This window comes from Erwinia pyri (assembly GCF_030758455.1).
In the GTDB taxonomy this organism is placed as follows: domain Bacteria; phylum Pseudomonadota; class Gammaproteobacteria; order Enterobacterales; family Enterobacteriaceae; genus Erwinia; species Erwinia pyri.
In genome coordinates this window covers 410002-426959 of record NZ_CP132353.1, presented here as the reverse complement: position 1 = coordinate 426959, position 16958 = coordinate 410002, and the positions used below count along the sequence as shown (strand labels likewise).

The 16958-nt window shown below is 56.2% G+C and carries 18 protein-coding genes; 7 read left to right on the top strand and 11 right to left on the bottom strand.

Translation table 11 applies throughout. From position 1 onward, the window contains the following. Positions 1-154: 154 nt before the first annotated feature. Positions 155-988, bottom strand: a complete 834-nt coding sequence (fkpA, locus tag Q3V30_RS01945) for an FKBP-type peptidyl-prolyl cis-trans isomerase (protein ID WP_306209967.1) — start codon at positions 986-988, stop codon at positions 155-157. Between the two features lie 276 nt (positions 989-1264). On the opposite strand from fkpA, the gene Q3V30_RS01940 reads away from it, so the two are divergent. After that, entirely contained in the window at positions 1265-1483 is a 219-nt protein-coding gene (locus Q3V30_RS01940; protein WP_034895544.1) for a SlyX family protein, read from the top strand. 72 nt (positions 1484-1555) lie between these two features. Here Q3V30_RS01940 and slyD read toward each other — a convergent pair whose 3' ends face one another. The 4 genes from slyD to kefG all read right to left on the bottom strand — a co-directional run bounded on the left by slyD (position 1556) and on the right by kefG (position 4811). After that, positions 1556-2110 (bottom strand): peptidylprolyl isomerase, encoded by a 555-nt coding sequence (gene slyD, locus Q3V30_RS01935; RefSeq protein WP_306209964.1) that lies wholly within the window; start codon positions 2108-2110, stop codon positions 1556-1558. Positions 2111-2250: 140 nt separating this feature from the next. After that, a complete protein-coding gene (locus Q3V30_RS01930) occupies positions 2251-2445 on the bottom strand; it encodes a YheV family putative zinc ribbon protein (protein ID WP_306209962.1) in 195 nt (64 codons plus the stop codon). 8 nt (positions 2446-2453) lie between these two features. Beyond that, on the bottom strand, positions 2454-4259 hold the full coding sequence (gene kefB / locus Q3V30_RS01925) for a glutathione-regulated potassium-efflux system protein KefB (protein ID WP_306209960.1): 1806 nt from the start codon (positions 4257-4259) through the stop codon (positions 2454-2456). After that, positions 4260-4811: a glutathione-regulated potassium-efflux system ancillary protein KefG gene (gene kefG, locus Q3V30_RS01920; protein WP_306213288.1), complete on the bottom strand. Its 552-nt coding sequence runs from the start codon at positions 4809-4811 to the stop codon at positions 4260-4262. A 123-nt stretch (positions 4812-4934) separates the two neighbouring features. On the opposite strand from kefG, the gene Q3V30_RS01915 reads away from it, so the two are divergent. Further along, on the top strand, positions 4935-6833 hold the full coding sequence (locus Q3V30_RS01915; RefSeq protein WP_306209958.1) for an ABC transporter ATP-binding protein: 1899 nt from the start codon (positions 4935-4937) through the stop codon (positions 6831-6833). Between the two features lie 114 nt (positions 6834-6947). Here Q3V30_RS01915 and tauD read toward each other — a convergent pair whose 3' ends face one another. The 5 genes from tauD to Q3V30_RS01890 all read right to left on the bottom strand — a co-directional run bounded on the left by tauD (position 6948) and on the right by Q3V30_RS01890 (position 11167). Beyond that, a complete protein-coding gene (tauD, locus tag Q3V30_RS01910; RefSeq protein ID WP_306209956.1) occupies positions 6948-7796 on the bottom strand; it encodes a taurine dioxygenase in 849 nt (282 codons plus the stop codon). Then, complete coding sequence (tauC, locus tag Q3V30_RS01905; protein WP_306209954.1) at positions 7793-8620, bottom strand: taurine ABC transporter permease TauC; 828 nt, start codon at positions 8618-8620, stop codon at positions 7793-7795. Before tauC ends, tauD begins: the two co-directional genes overlap by 4 nt. Beyond that, positions 8617-9384 (bottom strand): taurine ABC transporter ATP-binding subunit, encoded by a 768-nt coding sequence (tauB, locus tag Q3V30_RS01900; RefSeq protein WP_306209952.1) that lies wholly within the window; start codon positions 9382-9384, stop codon positions 8617-8619. Before tauB ends, tauC begins: the two co-directional genes overlap by 4 nt. 11 nt (positions 9385-9395) lie before the next feature. After that, positions 9396-10373, bottom strand: coding sequence for a taurine ABC transporter substrate-binding protein (tauA, locus tag Q3V30_RS01895; protein WP_306209950.1), 978 nt, complete (start codon positions 10371-10373; stop codon positions 9396-9398). 191 nt (positions 10374-10564) lie between these two features. After that, entirely contained in the window at positions 10565-11167 is a 603-nt protein-coding gene (locus tag Q3V30_RS01890; RefSeq protein WP_306209948.1) for a LysE family translocator, read from the bottom strand. An 85-nt stretch (positions 11168-11252) separates the two neighbouring features. Between Q3V30_RS01890 and Q3V30_RS01885 the strand changes: the two genes are divergently transcribed. From Q3V30_RS01885 to Q3V30_RS01875, 3 genes are all read left to right on the top strand, one after another. After that, positions 11253-12245: a hydrolase gene (locus Q3V30_RS01885; RefSeq protein ID WP_306209946.1), complete on the top strand. Its 993-nt coding sequence runs from the start codon at positions 11253-11255 to the stop codon at positions 12243-12245. A 1-nt stretch (position 12246) separates the two neighbouring features. Next, complete coding sequence (locus Q3V30_RS01880) at positions 12247-12465, top strand: YheU family protein (RefSeq protein WP_306209944.1); 219 nt, start codon at positions 12247-12249, stop codon at positions 12463-12465. 71 nt (positions 12466-12536) lie between these two features. After that, positions 12537-13406, top strand: coding sequence for a phosphoribulokinase (locus tag Q3V30_RS01875; RefSeq protein WP_306209942.1), 870 nt, complete (start codon positions 12537-12539; stop codon positions 13404-13406). A 37-nt stretch (positions 13407-13443) separates the two neighbouring features. On the opposite strand, the gene Q3V30_RS01870 is transcribed toward Q3V30_RS01875, so the two are convergent. Further along, complete coding sequence (locus tag Q3V30_RS01870) at positions 13444-13857, bottom strand: OsmC family protein (RefSeq protein WP_306209940.1); 414 nt, start codon at positions 13855-13857, stop codon at positions 13444-13446. Positions 13858-14165: 308 nt separating this feature from the next. Here Q3V30_RS01870 and crp point away from each other — a divergent pair, with 308 nt between their 5' ends. Continuing rightward, a complete protein-coding gene (gene crp / locus Q3V30_RS01865) occupies positions 14166-14798 on the top strand; it encodes a cAMP-activated global transcriptional regulator CRP (protein WP_034895576.1) in 633 nt (210 codons plus the stop codon). A 58-nt stretch (positions 14799-14856) separates the two neighbouring features. Next, on the top strand, positions 14857-16935 hold the full coding sequence (locus Q3V30_RS01860; protein WP_306209934.1) for a YccS/YhfK family putative transporter: 2079 nt from the start codon (positions 14857-14859) through the stop codon (positions 16933-16935). The last annotated feature ends 23 nt before the right edge of the window (positions 16936-16958 follow it).

Sequence of the window (16958 nt, the reverse complement as noted above, 5' to 3'; positions counted from 1 at the left end):
GCAGACTCGTTCTGATGAAAATGCGTGGGGGACAGTCTATCAAATATCAGAAACGCCTGTCCTGACCTTTGTCATGAAATGCCAGAGAGCGCATAAACCGGGAAAAGCTGCAGAAGAAAAGCAAACCGCCACACGGGATGTGGCGGTTAAGAGATTATTTAGCCTGCGTTGCCGCTGGGGCTTCTGCCGGTGCTGGCGCGTTTGCGTCTGCTTTGGCAGCTGGTTTAATGTCGAGCAGCTCAACATCGAAGACCAGGGTAGAGTTAGCCGGAATGCCCGGAACGCCGTTTTTACCGTAAGCCAACTGTGGTGGGATAACCAGTTTGATCTTACCGCCTTTCTTCACGTGCTTGAGACCCTCAGTCCAGCCTGGGATCACGCCATCCAGACGGAAGGAGAGCGGCTCACCGCGCGTGTAGGAGTTATCGAACTCGGTGCCGTCAATCAGCGTGCCTTTGTAGTTCACTACAACGGTATCGCTGTCTTTTGGCGCATCGCCCGATCCCTCTTTCTCAACCTGATAAAGCAGGCCAGAGTCAGTTTTCTTCACGCCTTTTTCTTTGGCGAATTTGGTGGCGAAGGCTTCACCCTTTTCGGTGTTCTCTTTCGCGTCTTTTTCCATCTTCGCCTGTGCAGCGCCTTTCACACGGGCTTCAAAGGATTGCAGAGTCTGTTCGATTTCCTGGTCAGAGAGTTTGCTCTTGCCAGCAAAAGCGTCCTGAACACCGGAGATCAGCTGATCTTTATCGAGCGTGATGCCCAGCTTCTCTTGCTCTTTCAGCGAGTTTTCCATGTAACGACCCAGTGACGCACCCAGCGCATAGGCGGACTGCTGGTCATCATTTTTGAAGGCTGCGTTCTTCGGAGCTTGCTGTGGTGCCTGCTGAGCCGTAGTGGCCGGCGTGGTTTCGGCGGACATTGCCAGTGGCGCATTCAGCGCAACGGCCATGGTGGTGGCTAACAGTGTGACTTTAAACAGTGATTTCATCCATTTCTCCAAAACCGAAGCCTCTCACCTCGGAAATCGTTTACAGGCAGGACCTGTACTATAACTGTGCGCGAGAAAAATCCCGCAATGAAAACTAAGTTAACTTCCGACCCCGTTCCTTTGCGAAAGTTTCACCACAGAGATGCAGGCGCCGAAACGATTTTTCAACTGCCGGGCCAAAATTTACCTGAATTCCCTATTTCAGCCTGCACTTTCCCGTTAGAATCAGCGCATTCGGTCACGATAACGACCAGCGCAGTAACAAGAGGAAAGCGTATGCAACAATCATTGTTTGAAGAGCGAATGGAGATGCTGGAAAGCCGGCTGGCCTTTCAGGAACATACCCTTGAGGAGCTTAACCAAACGGTGATTCATCATGAGCTGGAGATGGCCCGCCTGCGCGAGCAGATGCGCCTGCTGACGGATAAGCTCAAATCTGCTGCGCCGTCGATGATCGCTTCGCAATCTGAAGAGACGCCCCCGCCTCATTATTAATGCCTGAGCAGGCTTGCGACGCAGAAAGCAAAAAGGCCACCCGCAGGTGGCCTTTTACGTCAGCACAGAGGCTTAGTGGCTGCAACCACAGCCGCCAGTGCCGCAACCGCCTTTACCGTGATCGTGGTCGTGATCATGGTCGTGGTCGTGATGATGGCCATCTTCGCCGTGAACATGGCCGTGCGCCAGCTCTTCCGCAGTTGCTTCACGTACGGCAACCACTTCAACGTTGAAGTTCAGATCCTGCCCCGCCAGCATGTGGTTACCATCAACCACAACGTGCTCGTCTTCCACTTCGGTGATTTCGACCGGCACCGGGCCCTGATCGGTTTCTGCCAGGAAGCGCATGCCAACCTGCAGTTCATCAACACCCATGAAAACGTCTTTCGGAACGCGCTGTACCAGGTTGTCATCATACTGGCCGTATGCGTCATTGGCAGCGATGTGAACTTCAAACTTGTCACCCGCTTCATGGTCTTCCAGGGCTTTTTCCAGGCCTGAGATCAGGGAACCATGACCGTGCAGGTAGTCCAACGGTGCGCTCACCGGAGACTCATCGACCAACACGCCGTCTTCTGTACGTACCTGGTATGCCAGGCTGACCACCAGGTCTTTAGCTACTTTCATGATTACTCCTAACCGTTGAGAACGTTGAGTCCTGAGTTTGTTGAGCTGTTTGCCAACGCATAAGGACTCTTAATTGCGCCGATTGTAACGAATTTCAACGCGGCTGTGTGTTACAGCTTAAAAAAAGCTGAGCGATAACGCTACTCAGGATGGAAAATACCGATCACCTGCTCGTTGGTTCTGACCTGCTCGCGCACCTGTTTATCGGCCTCGCGCATCTGATGACCACATTTAACGCATTCAACAACATCGATATTATTTTCCTGCCACAGCGCCAGCGTATCCTGAGCTTTACAGCTCGGGCAGGTGGCACCGGCAATAAATCTTTTACGCATAAAGCCTCCTATTCATATTCGTCCCAGCCGTCAAACTGCCGTTTTTCATGCTGCATCTCCGCCTGAAAAATATCTTCCAGCTCGCGTCTTGCCTCTTTCACGCGGGAGATTTGCTGACTGTCCGAATGATTGGGCATCAGTTCACGCAGCATACGCATATCCAGACGGCGGAAATGCTGCTGGGCGCGGAACGCCTGATGCGGATGCATGCCCAGTGTCATCAACGCTTTACGCCCCAGCTCAAGCGCACTGGAGAAGGTTTCGCGTGAGAACTGCGTCACACCCGCCTGCAGCAACTCGTGAGCTTCCACACGCCCCCTCGCGCGGGCGAGGATCTGTAAATGCGGGAAATGATGCTGACAGAGATGCACAATCTCCATGGAATCTTCCGGGCCGTTGCAGGTGATGACGATAGATTGTGCCGTCTCCGCGCCTGCGGCTCGCAGCAGCTCCAGCTCTGTCGCATCACCATAGTATACTTTGTAACCATATTTTCGCATCAGGCTCACGGCGCTGATATCGCGTTCCAGAACCGTAATGCGCTTTTCATTGGCCATCAGCAAACGGGCAACGACCTGACCGAAGCGGCCAAATCCAACCACGATGACCTGGGGCTTATCATCCTCAACAAAGGGCTTCTCTTGGTTTTCATCCCCCTCGTTAAAGCGCCGCTCAAGGATTTTATCGACGCCCTGCAGCAGCAACGGCGTGGTCATCATCGACAGCGTGACGGTGACCAGCAGCAGCGGCATCTGGTCGCCACTGAACAGTTTAGCGGAAGAGGCAGCCGAGAAGAGAACAAAGGCGAATTCCCCGCCCTGACTCAGTACGCCAGAGAACTGCAGTCGTTCGGAGCTGCGCAGCCCAAAGATGCGCGACAGCAGATAAAGCACGCCAGCTTTGATCGACACCAGCGCTATCACGCCCACCAGGATTTCAACAATGTGGGTGTAAAGCACGCCCAGATTCAACGCCATGCCTACCGAGATAAAGAACAGCCCCAGCAGCAGCCCTTTAAAGGGATCGATTGCGATTTCCAGTTCATGGCGGTATTCACTTTCTGCCAGCAGAATGCCGGCGATAAAGGTTCCCAGCGCCATAGAGAGACCCAGCGCATCCATAAACAGAGCCGAACCGAGCACCAGTAACAGCGCCGCCGCAGTAAATACCTCCCGAACGCCCGAAGCGGCAATAAAGCGGAAGATAGGGCGAAGCAGATAGCGCCCGCCCACCAGCATGCCGGCAAACGCCAGCACCTTTATGCCCACCTTCATCCAGTCGGTATGGCCGCTGTCGCCACCGGCAAGCAAAGGTACCAGCGCCAGCGCAGGGATCACCGCGAGATCCTGGAACAGCAGTACGGAGAAGCCAAGCTGGCCAGACTCGTTACGGTTCATGCCCTTATCGCGCATTAATTGCAGCGCCATCGCGGTAGAAGACATCGCCAGCCCAATGCCGCCGATAATTGCTGCCTGCCAGGAAAAATCAGTGAGCCACAGCAACCCGCCTAAAATGGCCGCGCTGAAGATCACCTGAGCGGCACCCACGCCAAAAATCGAGCGCCGCAGCTCCCAAAGCTTTGAGGGCTTCAGTTCCAGGCCGATGATAAACATCAGGAATACCACGCCCAGCTCGGAGAAGTGCAGGATCTCCTCAACGTCGCTGATAAAGCCCAGCCCCCACGGACCGATAGCAATACCGGCCAGCAGATAGCCCAGTACGGCGCCGATCCCCAGCCGTGCAGCAATCGGCACGGCGATCACCGCCGCAAATAAATAGACCACACCCGCCGTCAGAAGAGATTGTCCTTCCATTCAGATACCTCCATAGGGCAAAGGGGCAGCGAGCCAGTCGCCGTAGGCACGGGAGTAGTTCTTCATGACCTCTGGCGTCTGACGCCTGGCCCAGTAAACAATCATCGGCGTCAGCCAGTGCATACGGCACATCTGCGCCGTCAGCTCAAACGGACGCATGATATCGGACATGGGATAGCGGTTAAGCCCATCCTCATGATAGGCCGCTTCAGGTTCACCGGTGGTGATCACGCTGCGCCAGTATTTTCCTTCCAGCACGTTGCCGCCAGGCCCGCTGGCAAACCCGCGTGAAAGCACCCGGTCCAGCCACTCTTTCAGCAGTGCCGGACAGCTGTAGGTATAGAGTGGATGTTGGAAAACAATGACGTCGTGCTCGCGCAGCTGCTGCTGTTCGTAATGAATATCGATAAAGAAATCAGGATAGTGCGCGTAGAGATCGTGCACCGTCACGTGTGGTAAATCCCGGGCTGCCTTGAGCAAAACCCGATTAGCTATCGAATCCTGTGATTCCGGGTGTGCGTAAAGCAGCAAAACTTTAGGCGGCTGCGACATCATTCCCCTCCAAATCATCGTCACGGCGGGGAAATTCCGCTACCATGCACGACGCAACGGAATTTGCGATTCCGAAATCAAATTGATGGTTTAATTTAACATATTCTGACTATTACGGCGCTTATGATTGTCTTCTCTTCATTACAAATTCGACGCGGTGTCCGCGTACTGCTGGACAATGCCACAGCCACCATCAACCCGGGCCAGAAAGTGGGCCTGGTAGGGAAAAATGGCTGCGGTAAATCCACGCTGCTGTCGCTGCTTAAGAACGAGATAAGCGCCGATGCGGGCAGTTTCAGCTATCCCGGCAACTGGTCGCTGGCCTGGGTTAATCAGGAAACGCCAGCGCTCAGCAAACCGGCCATTGAGTATGTGATCGATGGTGACCGGGAGTTCCGCCAGCTGGAGGCGGAACTGGCTCACGCCAATGAGATCAACGACGGTCACGCCATCGCTACGCTGCACGGCAAGCTGGATGCTATTCAGGCCTGGACCATACAGCCCCGCGCGTCCAGCCTGCTGAACGGTTTGGGCTTTTCTCAGGAGCAGCTGCAGCGTCCGGTCAGCGACTTTTCGGGCGGCTGGCGGATGCGTCTTAACCTGGCGCAGGCGCTGATCTGCCGTTCCGATCTTCTTCTGCTGGATGAACCCACAAACCACCTGGATCTCGACGCCGTTATCTGGCTTGAGCGCTGGCTTAACAGCTATCAGGGCACGCTGATCCTGATCTCCCACGATCGGGACTTCCTCGATCCGGTGGTGGATAAAATTCTGCATATTGAACAGCAGTCGATGTTTGAGTACACCGGCAACTACAGCTCGTTCGAGATCCAGCGCGCCACCAAGCTGGCTCAGCAGCAGTCGATGTTTGAGAACCAGCAGCAAAAAGTGGCGCACCTGCAAAGCTTTATTGACCGTTTTAAGGCGAAAGCCAGCAAGGCAAAGCAGGCGCAAAGCCGTATCAAAATGCTGGAGCGTATGGAGCTGATCGCCCCTGCGCACGTGGATAACCCCTTCACCTTCAGCTTCCGCGAGCCGGAAAGCTTGCCGAATCCCCTGCTGAAGATGGAGAAAGTCAGCGCGGGATATGGCGATAAAATTATCCTTAACTCCATCAAGCTGAATTTGGTTCCTGGTTCGCGCATTGGTTTGCTGGGCCGTAACGGCGCGGGCAAATCCACGCTGATCAAAATGCTGGCGGGCGATCTCGCCCCGCTGAAAGGCGATATCGGCCTGGCGAAAGGCATCAAGTTCGGTTACTTCGCCCAGCATCAGCTGGAATTCTTACAGGCTGATGAATCCCCTCTGCAGCATATGGTTCGTCTGGCGCCGAAGGTGCTGGAACAGCAGCTGCGTGATTATCTGGGCGGCTTTGGCTTCCAGGGCGATAAGGTGACGGAAATCACCCAGCGTTTTTCCGGCGGCGAAAAGGCGCGTCTGGTGCTGGCGCTGATTGTGTGGCAACGCCCTAACCTGCTGCTGCTGGATGAACCGACCAACCACCTGGATCTCGATATGCGCCAGGCGCTGACCGAGGCGCTGATCGATTTTGAGGGGGCGCTGGTGGTGGTATCGCACGATCGCCACTTACTCCGCTCTACCACCGATGACCTCTATCTGGTGCATGATGGCCAGGTTGAACCCTTTGATGGCGACCTGGAAGATTACCAGCAGTGGCTGAGCGATCTGCAGAAGCAGAGCAGCGTAAGCGAACCAAAGCAGGATACCGCTAACAGTGCGCAGGCCCGTAAGGATCAAAAACGCCGCGAAGCGGAGCTGCGTACGCAAACTCAGCCGTTGCGTAAGCAGATTGAGAAGCTGGAAAAGCAGATGGAAAAGCTGAATGCGCAGCTGGCAGAGGCGGAGTCAAAGCTGGCAGATTCAGCACTCTACGATCAGAGCCGCAAAGCGGACCTCACCCTGGCGCTGCAACAGCAGGCGACGGCTAAATCGGCGCTGGAAGAGTGCGAGATGGCGTGGCTGGATGCGCAGGAACAGCTTGAGGTCATGCTCGCTTCCTGACCATCGGGCTGGCTGCCAACGCCCCGGCATCCTGCCTCCAAAGGCGGCTGAGCACCGGCTCAGCCGCCTTCCTTCTCTCCCTGTCCCGGCGGTCTGACTGGTTGCTGCACAGCCTCAGCCACGCCAGAAAGGCTTATCTCCCAGAATGGTTGCCCGGTGCATGATCCGCCGCTGCGGCATGTAGTCCGCATTGGCATAGTGCTGCGTCACCCGGTTATCCCAGATCGCAATATCATTCTCCTGCCAGCGCCAGCGCACCTGAAATTCCGGCTTAGTGATATGCGCAAACAGGAAGCCCAGCAGTGCTTCACTCTCTTTCTGTGGAATACCCACAATGCGCGTGGTGAACCCTTCGTTCACAAACAGCGCCTGCCTGCCGCTCACCGGATGGGTACGAATGACCGGATGCAGCAGCGGCGGATTTTTCTCTACCGCCAGCTTCCAGCGCGCATGCTCTTCCTCACTGCCGCGGTGTTTGAACTCCTGAAATGATTTAGTGAAATCGTGCTCCGCCTGCAGGCCGCTCAGCAACGTTTTAAACGAGTCGGACAACGCTTCATAAGCGGCGATCCCGCTGGCCCAGAGCGTATCCCCGCCCGACTCCGGCAGCCTTTTCGCCGCCAGAATTGCGCCTGCTGGGGGCGTGGCAATGAAGGTCACGTCGGTGTGCCAGTTATCATTGTCCGGCGGATTGTTATCGTGGGTGTCCAGCACGATGATCTCCTCCACCCCTGGCGCGTGAGGATAAACAGGATGGATATGCAGATCGCCAAACTGGGCAGCCAGCGCCCGTTGCTGCTGCGGGGTGACCGGCTGATGGCGGAAGAACAGAACCTGATGGCGGATCAGCGCGTGATAGAGCTGCTCAAACTGCGCATCGCTCAGCGGACGGCTCAGAGTGATGTCAGAAACCTCGGCGCCGATATGCGGCCCCAGCGCTTTAATAGTCAGACGTTCGTTCATACGTGTTCTCCATGCCAGGGGGTTAAACGGCGTTGCAGGGCGCGCAGCCCCACCTCAAGAGTGAAAGCGATCAGGGCGATAACGGCGATGCCTGCAAGTACCACGTCGGTGGCGAGAAACTCTCCGGCGGACTGCACCATAAAACCGAGCCCACGCGTGGCGGCAATCAGCTCTGCGGCCACCAGCGTGGACCAGCCAACGCCAAGCCCGATGCGCACCCCGGTTAAAATCTCCGGCAGCGCACCGGGTAAAATCACATACCAGAGCACCTGCCAGCGGCTGCCGCCCAGCGCCTGAGCCGCACGGATGCGAACCTGCTGGGCGCTTTTAACGCCAGCCACCGCAGAGAGCGCAACCGGCGCAAAAATAGCCAGATAGATCAGCAGAATTTTGGAGGTTTCGCCGATGCCGAACCAGATAACCATCAGCGGCAGATAGGCCAGCGGCGGCACCGGGCGGTAAAGCTCAATAAGCGGGTCGAGAATGCCGCGTGCCGTCTCATTCAACCCCATCAGAATGCCAACCGGCACGCCAATAACCACGGCGGCCAGCAGGGCAATCACGATGCGGGTCAGGCTGGCTGCCAGATGCTGCCAAAGCGTCGCATCCATAAACCCTTGTGCGCTGGCGATGGTGAGCAGCTGATGGAACACCTGATAAGGCGCAGGTAAAAACAGTGGCGCAATCAGCTTCAGCGCGGTCACGGCCCACCAGATGGCCAGCACTACCAGCAGTGTCGCTGCGCTAAGCGTGATCTGACGACTGAAAGGCCAGCTCAAGCGCACGCGGCGAGGCAGCGGTTTTTCGGTTGATAATAAACTCATGAGAAGACCTCGCGCTGCTGGAAGACCTGACTCAGGACATATTCACGTTTTTCGATAAAAGCGGGGTCGGACTTGATGCTGCGGCACGATTCTCCCGCAGCGTAGCGTCGGCCAAAATCGAGCGACAGGCGTTCAGTCACCCTGCCCGGCCCGGTAGAGAGCAGGATCAGCGTGCTTGCCAGGAACACTGCTTCTTCAATATCGTGCGTAATCAGCAACACCTGCTTGCCGCTTTCGCGCCAGAGATTCAGCAGCAGTTCCTGCATCTGCTCACGGGTAAACGCATCCAGAGCGCCGAACGGTTCATCCAACAGCAGCAGTTGAGGGTTGGCCGCCAGCGCCCGGGCGATACCGACACGCTGGCGCATGCCGCCAGAAAGCTGCCAGATAAAGCGTTTTTCCGCGCCTTCAAGGCCAACTTTCTTCAGCATCTGGCGGGCAATGTCACGACGCTGCGGCTTCGCCACTCCGGCAAGCTGTAAGCCCAGCGCCACGTTATCCAGCACGTTACGCCACGGCAGCAAGCCTTCATGCTGGAACACCACCCCGCGCTCTGCGCCAGGACCGGTCACTACTTTGCCATCCAGCGTGATACTGCCCGACACGGCGGGCAAAAATCCCGCAATAAGATTCAGCAGGGTGGTTTTGCCGCAGCCTGACGGTCCCAGCACCACCAGCAGCTCACCTGGCTCAATGGTCAGGTTAATATCCTGTAAGGCGAGTTGACCGCCGTAGCGAGCCGTAAGATTGGATACCCTCAGCATAGAGACTCCCTTTATTCGGCAAGAGGTTTGACGAAGCGGTCGGTGACATAGGCGCTGTAATCACTGGCGGCCTGCGGCACCTTGCCCTGCTCTTTGAGGAATCTGGCGGTATCGATAATGGCCCGATCCACCGGCTTGCCAAGCTGTTCAACCTGCTGCTGCGCGGTAAGGTAGGTATTCCCTTTCACCAGGCCCGGGATCTGCTGTTCAGGCACGCCGCTTAAACGCGAGAGCTTGCTGAGGTTGCCCTCCTCTTTCAGCCACTGTTCCGGATTATCGAGATAGCCTTTCTGCGCGGCCAGCGCGCTGCGGGCGAAGGCGGTCACCACATCAGGATGCTTTTCGGCGAAATCTTTTCGCACCACCCAGACATCCAGCGTTGGGGAGCCCCACTTACCCACCTGCGCCGAGTCGGTGAGCACAGTGCCCTCTTTCTCCAGCTCATTCACTGCTGGCGCCCAGACGTAGGCGCCATCAATATCGCCCCGTTGCCAGGCAGCAATAATGGCGGGCGGTTGCAGGTTAACGATTTGCAGCTGATCGGGACGGATCCCCCAGTGCTTGAGGGCGGAAAGAAGGCTGTAGTGGGTCGTGGAGATGAAAGGTACCGCGATGCGTTTACCGATCAGATCCTTCGGGCTGCTGATGCTTTTTTTCACCACCAGCGCTTCAGAGTTACCCAGCTGCGAGGCAAGCAGGAAGACTTCAATGGGCACCTGCTGGCTGGCGGCAACGGCCAGCGGGCTGGAGCCGATATTGCCAATCTGTACATCACCGGAGGCTAGCGCTCTGACCACGCTTGAACCGCTGTCGAATTTGCGCCACTCCACTTTCGCTCCGCTCTCTCTGGCGAAGGTGTTATCGGCCTGCGCAATTTTCGCCGGCTCTGCGGAGGTCTGATAAGCAACGGTGACATCCACGGCCTGCGCGCTGAGCGAGGAAAGAGAGAGTGCCGCTGCAATAAGTGTAAGAGTGAATTTTCCCGCCATGCCCTGCTCCGGTGATCGTTATCGTTTGAATAACGCCTTTGTAACCGAGAGCAACCATCGCGATAAAGTAATTAGAAATTATCTTTTATAACTAATTATCCTTAGATCAAATGCTGGATAACTAAGTGACATGGCGGGTAAGCGCCAAAAAAAACCACCGCAGTGCGGTGGCTTCTCAGAGGGACAGGGAATTAATGCCAGATAAGCAGCACGCAGGCGGCGGTCAGTAGCCCCATCGCCACGTTAAAAATAGTCCAGGCCCGGCGGCTGCGCAGGATACGACCAATCACCGCGCCAAAGCCCAGCCAGATAATGCCTGACACCAGATTGACCAGCGCCATGCCAACGCTGATGGCGACCACCGAGCTCTGGTAGGCTTCCCCGGCCAGGCTGAAGCTGGCCACGGCGCCCAGTGCCATCAGCCAGGCTTTAGGGTTAATCAGCTGCAGCAGACCACCCTGCCAGAACGGCATTGGCGCAGCGGGTGCATCATTCGTCTCCAGCTTCTCATACTCAGCCGTGCCGATTTTCCATGCCAGCCAGAGAAGATAGAGGCTTCCGCCAATTTTCAGCACCAGGTGCAGAGAGGGATAAAGCAGGATCAGCCCGCCGATGCCAAACGCTACCATCAGCAGCATGACCTGCATGCCAATCATGATGCCGATCAGCAGCCACAACGAGCGAAGAAAACCAAAATTGGCGCCGGAGGCGGTGAGTAACATATTATTAGGTCCCGGCGTGATAGCCGCCACCCATAAAAAGCCCAGCATTGATAAAAACAGACTCAGTTCCATATGAAACGGGTGCTCCTCACCCCCTGACCAGAAACGAACCACATGAAGCTAACAATGTGACAGAGATCCTACAAGCATTTTGAACATGAATTTTAATCACCCTGAGACCCTGCGGTTTCAGCCAATTCCCGGCATGAGCAACGCGCATCTGCAAACAATTTTGCCGCGGCTGGTTCGCCGCCACATGCTGTTCACGCCTCACTGGCAGAGACTCACCCTGCCGGACACCGATTTTGTCGATCTCGCCTGGAGCGAAGATCCGGCCTGCGCCCGACACAAACCACGAGTGGTACTGTTTCATGGTCTGGAAGGCAGCGTTCATAGTCCCTATGCGCACGGGCTGCTTCAGGTCTGCAAGGAGCGTGGCTGGCTGGGCGTAGTGATGCATTTTCGCGGCTGTAGCGGCGAACCCAACCGCCTGCAACGCATCTATCACTCCGGCGAAACCAGCGATGCCAGCTATTTTCTCCACTGGCTGCGTGAGGAGTGGGGTAGTGTCCCTACTGCTGCCGTCGGTTTCTCCCTCGGCGGCAACATGCTGGCCTGTCTGATGGGCGAACAGGGATCGGCCTGCACGCTGGAGGCGGGCGTGGTGGTCTCTGCCCCGTTAATGCTGGAACCCTGCAGCCTGAAGCTGGAACAGGGGGTTTCCCGCTTCTATCAGCGTTATCTGCTCTCGCTTCTTAAACAGAACGCGGAGCGCAAGCTGCTCGCCTGGCCGGGCACGCTGCCCATTGAGCTGCCAGAACTCAGGGCACTGAAAAAATTGCGCGACTTTGATGATGTTATTACCGCCCGGGCGCACGGTTTTCTGGACGCCACCGACTATTATCGTCGCTGCAGCGCCATGCCTTTGCTGCCCAAAGTGGAGAAACCGTTACTGATCATCCATGCTAAAGACGATCCCTTTATGACCCATGAGGTGATCCCCGCCGCCCATTTGCTGCCTTCCGCTGTCACCTACCAGCTGACAGAGTATGGCGGCCACGTGGGTTTTGTCGGCGGCACCCTGCGCAAGCCCCAGATGTGGCTTGAACAACGCATTCCGCAATGGCTTTCAACCTGGCTGGACAACTAACGTGATAATTCCCTGGAAAGAGCTCGACAATGACACCCTGGACAACCTGATTGAATCTTTTGTCCTGCGAGAAGGTACCGACTACGGCGAGCAGGAACGCTCGCTGGAACAGAAGGTTAAAGACGTTCGCCGCCAGTTAACCAGCGGCGAAGCGGTACTGGTCTGGTCCGAGCTGCATGAGACGGTCAATATCATGCCGCGTGGTCAGGTGACGGGTTAACGGGCAGAGATGACATCCACGCCTGAAACATGGTACCAATGCGAGGCGACTTTTCTCAGGGAGGTATATGCATGTCAGCCAAACATCCGGTGATTGCCGTAACGGGATCCAGCGGGGCGGGAACCACCACCACCAGCCTGGCCTTCAGAAAGATTTTCCAGCAGCTTGGCCTGCATGCCGCCGAAGTGGAAGGGGACAGCTTTCACCGCTATACCCGCCCTGAGATGGACATGGCGATCCGCAAGGCACGGGATATGGGCCGCCATATCAGCTATTTTGGCCCGGAAGCCAACGACTTTGCGCTGCTGGAACTCACCTTTACCGAGTATGGCCGCACCGGCAGCGGTAAATCCCGCAAGTATCTGCATACCTATGATGAAGCGGTGCCGTGGAATCAGGTGCCGGGCACCTTTACGCCGTGGCAGCCGCTGCCCGAACCGACCGACGTGCTGTTTTATGAAGGGCTGCACGGCGGCGTGGTAACCCCGCAGAATAACGTGGCCGCGCATGTCGATCTGCTGGTCGGCGTAGTGCCTATCGTTAACCTGGAGTGGATCCAGAAGCTGGTGCGTGACACCAGCGAACGCGGCCATTCGCGTGAAGCAGTGATGGATTCAGTGGTGCGCTCAATGGAGGATTACATCAACTTCATTACGCCGCAGTTTTCACGCACGCACATTAACTTCCAGCGCGTGCCGACGGTGGATACCTCTAACCCTTTTGCGGCCCGGGCTATCCCTTCGCTGGATGAAAGCTTTGTGGTGATCCACTTCCAGGCGCTGGAAGATATCGACTTCCCCTACCTGCTGTCGATGCTGCAGGGATCGTTTATTTCGCATATCAATACGCTGGTGGTGCCGGGCGGGAAAATGGGGCTGGCCATGGAGCTGATTATGGGGCCGTTGGTTAAACGGCTGATTCAGGGCAAGAAAATTGAGTAACGCCCGGTAAACAGGCGTTACTCCTACGCTCAGCGAACTACTTTTCCTCTAATTCGATCACTTCGTAGCTGTGGGTCATATTGACCCCTTTACCCAGCATCAGCGCCACAGAGCAGTACTTCTCGGCAGAGAGATCCACGGCGCGCGATACGGCTTTGTCACCCAGCCCGACGCCGCTGACGATAAAGTGCAGATTAATATGGGTAAAGAGGCGGGGAGCCTCTTCACGCCGCTCTGAGGTGAGCTTCACCTCGCAATCCTTTACGTTATGGCGGCCCTTCTGCAGAATCGAGACCACGTCGATGGCGCTGCATCCGCCCGCGGCCATCAACACCATTTCCATCGGGCTTGGCGCTTTATCCCCGGAGTTTCCATCCATCAATACCTGATGTCCTGATGAGGATTCTCCCAAAAACGTTAACCCTTCAACCCACTTGACCCGAGCCTGCATAACAAATTCCTCTAATTCATTTAGTTAACTTCAGATTACGCTTTAGCCTGAAAAACGGCAATGCGGCAGTTTTCCCACTATGCTGAAGCGAGACAACAGAAGACACTCGTTGAAAGCTGTGCTACAAACAAAGCTGTAATATTTTCGTCAGTACTCTACAAGCACGACGAAACGGGACAACATAACGAGCCAGGCTTTTCACAGAGGCCCGAATACATTTCCTGATGGGAAACGCTTGATTATTTCAACGCCTGACAGGGAACTCTGCCCCTGTATTTAGGCACGATGACAACAGAGGATAACAGCGAATGGTTCTCGGCAAACCGCAAACAGACCCGACACTTGAATGGTTCCTGTCACATTGCCATATTCATAAGTATCCATCCAAGAGCACGCTGATTCATCAGGGTGAAAAGGCAGAAACCCTCTACTACATCGTCAAAGGCGCAGTAGCGGTGCTTATCAAGGATGAAGAAGGCAAAGAGATGATCCTCTCTTACCTCAACCAGGGTGACTTCATTGGCGAACTTGGCCTGTTTGAAGAAGGTCAGGAGCGTAGCGCGTGGGTACGTGCGAAAACAGCCTGTGAAGTGGCTGAAATCTCCTATAAAAAATTCCGTCAGCTTATTCAGGTCAATCCTGACATCCTGATGCGCCTCTCGGCACAGATGGCCAGTCGTCTTCAGGTTACCTCAGAGAAAGTGGGCAATTTAGCTTTCCTTGATGTGACAGGTCGCATTGCGCAAACTCTGCTGAATCTGGCGAAGCAACCCGACGCTATGACGCACCCGGACGGGATGCAGATCAAAATCACCCGTCAGGAAATTGGGCAGATTGTTGGCTGCTCACGCGAAACGGTAGGCCGTATTCTGAAAATGCTGGAAGATCAAAACCTGATCTCGGCACACGGTAAAACCATCGTTGTCTATGGCACACGCTGATCGGCTCTGATCCACGGCGCAACAGCCTCTGTTGCGCCTTTTTATTTGGTACGGAGTGATGTGGCGTCGACTGATCTATCACCCTGAAGTGAACTACGCGCTGCGCCAGACGCTGGTGCTCTGCTTACCGGTGGCTGTCGGCTGGCTGCTGGGTGACCTGCAACGGGGCCTGCTCTTCTCTTTAGTGCCTGCCTGTTGCAACATCGCCGGTCTTGATACTCCCCACAAACGTTTCTTCAAGCGCCTGCTCATCGGCGGAACGCTGTTCGCTTTCAGCAGTTTTCTGATCCAGTATCTGGGCGGAAAGGCGGTGCCTTTACCCCTCATCCTGTTCACCATGACGATGCTGCTGGGCATCACCGGCGAGATCAGCCCGCTGCATGGCCGGCTGCTGCCCGGCTCGCTGATCGCCGCTATTTTTACCCTCAGCCTGGCTGGCCGGATGCCAATATGGGAACCGCCAATGCTCTACGTGCTGGGCACCATCTGGTACGGCGTCTTTAACTGGTTCTGGTTCTGGCTGTGGAAAGAGCAGCCGATGCGGGAAACGCTCAGCCTGCTCTACCGCGAGCTGGCGGGCTACTGCGAAGCCAAATACACCCTGCTGACCAGGCTGACGGATCCGGAAAAGGCGCTGCCGCCGCTGCTGGCCCGGCAACAGAAAGCGGTCGATCTGATCACTACCTGCTACCAGCAGATGCATATGCTCTCCGCCACCCGCTACAACCATCACAAACGCCTGACCCGGGCGTTCCAGGTAGCGCTGGATCTGCAGGAGCATATTTCGGTCAGCCTGCATCAGCCTGAAGAGGTGCAAAAGCTGGTAGAGCAGAGCCATGCTGAAGCGGTAATCCGCTGGAATGCGCAGACCATCGCCGCCCGGCTTCGCGTACTGGCTGACGATATTCTCTATCACAAGCTGCCTGAACGCTTCACGATGGATAAACAGCTACAGGCGCTGGAGAAGATCTCCCGACAGCACCCGGACAATCCGGTGGGCACCTTTTGTTATTATCATTTCAGCCGCATCGGCCGGGTTTTACGTACCCAGAGGCCGTTGTATCAGCGGGATTTGATGGCGGACCGCCAGCGCCGTCAGCCACTGTTACCTGCTATCAGAAGCTATCTGTCGCTGAAATCCGCCGCGCTGCGCACCGCCTCGCGCTTTGCAGTGATGCTGACTTTTGCCAGCTCGCTGGCGCTGTTCTTTAATTTGCCCAAGCCTTACTGGATCCTGATGACGGTGATGTTTGTCAGCCAGAACGGCTACAGCGCCACCCGCGTGCGGATCCAGCACCGTGCGCTTGGCACGCTGGCGGGACTGATTATCGCCGCCATCACGCTGCGTCTTCAGGCGCCGGAATCTGTGGTGCTGTTGGTGATGCTGGCGATTACGCTTATCAGCTATCTGTTTATCCGCAAATTCTATGGCTTTGCGATGATTGGTTTCACGGTAACCGCGGTCTGGTCTCTTCAGCTGCTGTCGCTTAACGGCGCGGACTTCCTGCTGCCCCGCCTGCTGGATACGCTGATGGGCTGCCTGATCGCTTTCGGCGGCATGATCTGGCTCTGGCCACAGTGGCAAAGCGGCCTGCTGCGGCAGAATGCGCACGATGCGCTTGAAACCTACCAGGATGCGCTGCAGATGCTGCTGGGCAATGAGCAGGATCCGGTGAAGCTGGCTTATCAGCGTATGCGGGTGAATCAGGCGCATAACGCCCTGTTTAACTCGCTGAATCAGGCGATGCAGGAGCCGGGATTCGATTCGCGCTATCTTTCCGATATGAAACTCTGGGTGACGCACAGCCAGTTTATCGTGGAGCACATTAACGCCATGACCATACTGGCGCGCGAGCATACGATGCTGACCTCTTCGCTGGCAGAACGCTATTTGCAGGATTGTGAGGTGGCGCTGCAGCGCTGTCAGCAGCGTCTGGAATATGACGGGCCAGGCTCAGAAACCAACGTGATGGATTCTCAGGTCGAGCTGAGTCAGGGGCCGACCACTATTCTGGAAAGGCACGTAAAACGTATTCTGGGGCATCTGAGCGTGATGCACACCATCTCCTCGCTGGCATGGAGTGCCCGCCCGCATCACGGCCGCTGGCTGATACGCAAGCTGAAGAGATCCTCCTGAGGGTGAGCTGTCTTCGGGGAAGT